Source organism: Curtobacterium sp. PsM8, assembly GCF_030433875.1.
Taxonomy (GTDB): domain Bacteria; phylum Actinomycetota; class Actinomycetes; order Actinomycetales; family Microbacteriaceae; genus Curtobacterium.
On the sequence record NZ_JARUXD010000122.1, the window covers coordinates 1 to 5,615 of the forward strand.

4 protein-coding genes are annotated in these 5,615 nt (G+C 72.3%); 1 reads left to right on the forward strand and 3 read right to left on the reverse strand.

The annotated features are described in order from the left end of the window. Positions 1-172 precede the first annotated feature (172 nt). From QCD68_RS16780 to QCD68_RS16790, 3 genes are all read right to left on the reverse strand, one after another. On the reverse strand, positions 173-1,519 hold the full coding sequence (locus QCD68_RS16780; RefSeq protein WP_253467867.1) for a class II 3-deoxy-7-phosphoheptulonate synthase: 1,347 nt from the start codon (positions 1,517-1,519) through the stop codon (positions 173-175). Positions 1,520-1,640: 121 nt separating this feature from the next. Beyond that, positions 1,641-2,366 (reverse strand): lysophospholipid acyltransferase family protein, encoded by a 726-nt coding sequence (locus QCD68_RS16785; RefSeq protein WP_111075065.1) that lies wholly within the window; start codon positions 2,364-2,366, stop codon positions 1,641-1,643. Positions 2,367-2,423: 57 nt separating this feature from the next. Further along, a complete protein-coding gene (locus tag QCD68_RS16790; RefSeq protein WP_111075108.1) occupies positions 2,424-3,377 on the reverse strand; it encodes an ROK family glucokinase in 954 nt (317 codons plus the stop codon). 140 nt (positions 3,378-3,517) lie between these two features. Between QCD68_RS16790 and QCD68_RS16795 the strand changes: the two genes are divergently transcribed. Then, positions 3,518-5,470 (forward strand): AMP-dependent synthetase/ligase, encoded by a 1,953-nt coding sequence (locus QCD68_RS16795; RefSeq protein WP_301223841.1) that lies wholly within the window; start codon positions 3,518-3,520, stop codon positions 5,468-5,470. The last annotated feature ends 145 nt before the right edge of the window (positions 5,471-5,615 follow it).

Consider the following 5,615-nt stretch of genomic DNA (forward strand, 5'->3'; position numbering starts at 1 on the left):
AGCCGCGCCACCTCGGCCGCATCGGGCGTCCGGGCGCGGGGGGGCGGGGGGGCCCCCCGCCCCGGGGCGGGGGCCCCCCCCATTTCCCCCCCCCCCCCCGGCAGCCCCCCCGAGACCCCCCCCCCCCCCGGCCGGGGGGGGGCCCCCCCCGTCATGCAGGCGGTGCTGCCCGTCAGCCGCGGATGACCGACGGGTGCGCGCGGAGCTCCTCGGCCACCAGGAAGGCGAGCTCGAGGGACTGCATGTGGTTCAGGCGCGGGTCGCAGAGCGACTCGTACCGGGTCGCCAACGTGGCCTCGTCGATGTGCTCCGAGCCGCCGAGACACTCGGTGACGTCGTCGCCGGTGAGCTCCACGTGCATGCCGCCCGGGTACGTGCCGACCGCACGGTGCACCTCGAAGAAGCCCAGGACCTCGTCCACGACGTCGTCGAAGCGGCGGGTCTTGTAGCCGTTCGGCGTCGTCAGCCCGTTGCCGTGCATCGGGTCGGTGACCCAGAGCGGGGTGGCGTCCATGCCCTTGACCGCCTCGAGCAGCTTGGGCAGCTCGTCACGGACCTTGCCGGCACCCATGCGGGTGATGAACGTCAGGCGGCCTGGCTCGCGCTGGGGGTCGAGCTTCTCGATCAGGGCCTGCATGTCGGCGACCGTGGTGGTCGGGCCGAGCTTGACCCCGATCGGGTTCCGGACGCGGGACAGGAAGTCGACGTGGGCGCCGTCGAGGTCGCGGGTGCGCTCCCCGATCCAGATGAAGTGCCCGGAGGTGTCGTACGCCTGGCCGGACCGGCTGTCGATCCGGGTCATCGGGCGCTCGTAGTCCATCAGCAGCCCCTCGTGCGAGGCGTAGAACTCGACGTGCTTGAGCGCTTCGAAGTCGGCACCGCACGCGGCCATGAACTGGATCGCGCGGTCGATCTCGGCGGCCAGGTTCTCGTACCGGGCGTTCGCCGGGTTGGCGGCGAAGCCCTTGTTCCACGAGTGCACCTGCCGCAGGTCCGCGAAGCCGCCCTGGGTGAAGGCCCGGACCAGGTTCAGGGTCGACGCGGCCGTGTGGTAGCCCTGCACCAGGCGACGGGGGTCGGCCTGGCGGGACTCCGGCGTGAAGTCGTAGCCGTTGACGATGTCGCCGCGGTAGGCCGGCAGGGTGACGTCGCCCCGGGTCTCCCAGTCACTCGAGCGGGGTTTGGCGAACTGGCCCGCCATCCGACCCATCTTGATGACCGGGGTCGAGGCACCGTAGGTGAGGACGACGGCCATCTGCAGGATCGTCTTCACGCGGTCGCGGATCGAGTCAGCGGTGGCACCGGCGAAGGTCTCGGCGCAGTCGCCGCCCTGCAGCAGGAACGCCCGGCCCGAGGCGGCGGCGGCCAGACGGTCGCGCAGCTGGTCGACCTCGCCTGCGAAGACGAGCGGCGGCAGCGTGGCGATCTCGGCCGAGGCGGCTTCGGCAGCGGCGGGGTCCGGCCACGTCGGCTGCTGCTTGATCGGGAGCGTGCGCCAGTGGTCGAGGCCCGCGATCAGGTCCGGATCCTGCAGGGTGAGGGAGTCGATCGACTCGGACAAGGCTGCACCTCGGTCTTGTGGTTCGCGCACGGCCGTCGACGGTGCGACGGCGTCCCGACGGATGCGGGACCGTCCGATCTTACCGTCCGGCGGCGGAGCGACGCTCGCGCATGACGCTCTCGCGGGCACTCGTGGCCCGCTCCTTGACGCTCGTCGCGTAGACGTCCTCGTACTCCTGGCGGCTCAGCCCCCGGAGCTCGTGCATGATCTCGTCCGTGACGCTCCGCAGGATGAAGCGGTCGGTCTCGAGCCCCTCGAAGCGCGAGAAGTCGAGCGGCTTGCCGAACACGACACCGACGCGCTTGAACTTCGGGAACTTCTGCCCGATCTGCTGGACCTCACGCGTGCCGACCATGGCGACGGGGACCACCACGACCCGACCCTCGAGCACCATCCGGGCGATGCCGGTGCGTCCGCGGTAGAGCTTGCCGTCCGGGCTGCGAGTGCCCTCGGGGTAGATGCCGAGCTGCTCGCCGCGGGCCAGGACCTGCAGGCCGGTGCGGAGCGACGCCTCGGACGCCTTGCCGCCGGAGCGGTCGATCGGCAGCTGGCCGATCGCGTTGAAGAACGTCTTCGTCGCCCAGCCCTTGAGGCCGCGCCCGGTGAAGTAGTCGCTCTTCGCCAGGAACGACATCCGCCGGTCGAGCACCGCGGGCAGGATCACCGAGTCGATGAACGAGACGTGGTTCGACGCGAAGATGACCGGGCCGGAGGCGGGGACGTTCTCGCGTCCGACCACCCACGGCCGGAACAGGGTCAGGATGAGCGGGCCGAGCACGAAGTTCTTCAGCAGCCAGTAGAGCATCGTCGACTCCGTCGGGTGGTGGGTGTGCGGACCGTGCGGGGTACCGGCAGCCGCGGTTCAGGCGGTCCGGGCGTGGATGCGGGCGAGGTCGGCAGCACCGACGACACCGGCGTCGTTGACGAGCTCGGCGATCACGAAGTCCGGCTCCGGGTGGTAGCCCCGCGCCGGCAGGTTGTTGAGGTACGCCTGCTTGATCGGCTCGAGCAGCCGGTCCCCCGCGCTGGCGACGCCGCCGCCGAAGACGAACAGCTGCGGGTCGAGCACGGCCGACAGGGACGCACACGCTTCGCCGAGGTGGCGACCGAGACGCCGGAGGGCCGCGAGGGCGCCCGGGTCGTCGGCGAGGATGAGCTCCCCCACGACGGCGCCGTCGAGCTGCCCGCCGTTGGCGTCACGCGCTTCGGCCAGGGCGACACCGATGCCGCCGGCGTCCGCGACGTCGTTCGCCATCCGCTGCAGGGCACGACCGGAGCCGTACTGCTCGATGCAGCCGCGGGCCCCGCAGCCACAGGGCAGGCCGTTCGGCACGATGCGCAGGTGGCCGATCTCGCCGCCGGTGCCGAAGCCGCCGCGGAACAGCCGGTCCTCGGTCACGATCGCGCCGCCGACCCCGGTGCCGATGGTGAGCATGGTCATGTCGGACACGAGCCGACCGGCACCGAAGCGGAACTCGGCCCACCCGGCGGCGTTCGCGTCGTTGTCGACGGTGATGTGCAGGTCGCCCAGACGCTCCTGGAGCTTCTGGCGCAGGGGCTCGTTCCGCCAGCGGATGTTCGGCGTGTAGTACACGATCGACTGCGAGGCGTCGATGAACCCGGGGGCGGCGACCCCCACCGCACCGACCTGGTGCTGGAGTCTGAGGCGCTCGACCATCGACACGACGTCGTCGAGCATGGCGATCGGGTCCGCAGCGTTCGTGGCGACGCGGTCCTCGGCGAGGATCTCGCCCAGCTCCGTGACGACCGCTCCCGCGATCTTGGTGCCCCCGATGTCGATTCCGATGGCATGCACGAACACGGAGCCTACCGGTTCGGGGACGACTCACCGAACGAGGCCGACTCACCGAACGCGAGGGGAGTCGTCCTATGCTGAGCGGGAGCCGACTCGAAGATGAGCGGACTCACATCGAACGGGACAACGAGGGAGTTGCCGTGACCGATCAGCGTGCTGACCGCACCACGTCCACCAGCACGGGCGGATCGCCCGTCGCGCACGAGAGCGCACCAGCCGCCGCCGGACGCCACACGGCGCCCGCACCCGGTGCGCTCGGGAGCGCCGCCGACAGCGGCCCGGTCGCCCCCGACCACGGCTCCGCCGCCCGCCTGCTGTCGGACCGCGCACGCCTCACCCCCGCGCGGCCGATCCTGGCCGAGCGCACCGGCGACACCTGGACCGGCATCGCCGCCGCCGACGTGCTGGCCCGCGTCCGGGCCATCGCCAAGGGCTTCGTCGCCGCCGGCCTGCAGCCCGGCGCCCACGTCGCGATCCTGTCCCGCACCCGGATGGAGTGGACGCTCGTCGACTTCGCCGTGTGGACCGCGGGCCTGGTCTCCGTGCCGGTCTACGAGACCAGCTCCCCCGACCAGATCCGGCACATCCTGTCGGACTCCGAGTCGGTCGCGATCGTCGTCGAGAAAGAGGAGCACGCACGACGTGTCGCCGGCATCGCGCCCGACCTGCCGCACCTCGGCCAGCACTGGACGATCGACGGCGGCGGCCTGGACGACCTGGCGCGCCTGGGCGAGGAGATCGCCGACGACGAGCTCGACGCCCGCACGGCCGCCGTCTCCGGTCGGGACGACGCCACGATCATCTACACGTCGGGCACCACCGGACGGCCGAAGGGCTGCGTGCTGCGGCACGACAACTTCACCGCCACGGTCGAGGGCTCGACCGACGCGATGTCGGAGATCGTCGCCGGTGACGCCTCGACGCTGCTGTTCATCCCGATGGCCCACGTCTTCGCCCGGTTCATCGCGGCGATGTCGGTCTCGGCTGGCGTCCTGGTCGGGCACGAGCCGGACACGAAGGACCTGATGCGGGCGGTGTCGACCTTCAAGCCGACCTTCCTGCTCGCGGTCCCCCGGGTGTTCGAGAAGATCTACAACTCGGCCGAGCAGAAGGCCGACCTCGGCGGCAAGGGCCGGGTCTTCCGCGCGGCCGCCGCGACCGCCGTCGCGCACTCCGAGGCCGTCGCCGCCGGACGGGTCCCGCTCGGGCTGTCCCTGCGCTTCCGCCTGTTCGACCGGCTCGTGTACCGCAAGCTGCGCGAGGCGATCGGCGGCCGCGTGCGCTACGCCATCAGCGGCTCGGCACCGCTCTCCCCGCGGCTGTCGCACTTCTTCCGCTCCATCGGCGTGCACATCCTCGAGGGCTACGGGCTCACCGAGACGACCGCACCGGCGACGGTGAACCGGGCGACCGAGCTCCGGATCGGGTCGGTCGGGCGGGCGCTGCCGGGCGTCGAGATCCGGATCGCCGACGACCAGGAGATCCTGATCCGCGGCGTCGACGTCTTCGATCGCTACTGGCAGAACCCGGAGGCCACGGCAGCCGCCTTCCGTGACGGCTGGTTCCGTACCGGCGACCTCGGTCGGCTGGACGGCGACGGGGTCCTGTCCGTCACCGGCCGCGCCAAGGAGCTCATCGTCACCGCGAGCGGCAAGAACGTGGCACCGGCCCCGCTCGAGGACGCGATCCGCGAGCACCCGCTCGTCGGACAGGTCGTCGTCGTCGGCGAGGGCAAGCCCTTCGTCGCCGCACTGGTCACGCTCGACCGCGACATGCTGCCGGGCTGGTGCGAGGCACGCGGCATCGCCCCGGCCCTCACCCCGCAGCAGGCCGCCCACGACGAGCGCGTGCAGCAGGCCGTCCAGGAGGCCGTGGACACCGCGAACGGGCGGGTCTCCCGTGCCGAGTCGGTGCGGTCCTTCTCGGTCGTCGACGCGGACCTCACCGAGGCCTCGGGGCACCTCACGCCGAAGCTCACCATCAAGCGCTCGGTCGTCCTGCGCGACTTCGCCGCGGACATCGAGTACATCTACTCGGGGTCGAAGGTCCAGACCACGGCGACGCCGGTGGTGCAGTCGCGACGGCGGCACTGACCGTCCGGCTGTTGCGGCCGGAACCGCCTGGAGGCGCCCGGGCCCCCCCCGCGGGGCGGGGGGGGGGGGCGCCGGGGGGGGGGGTGGGGGGGGGGGCGGGGGGGGGGGGGCCCCCCCCCCCAGCCCCGGGGGGGGGCCCCCGCGC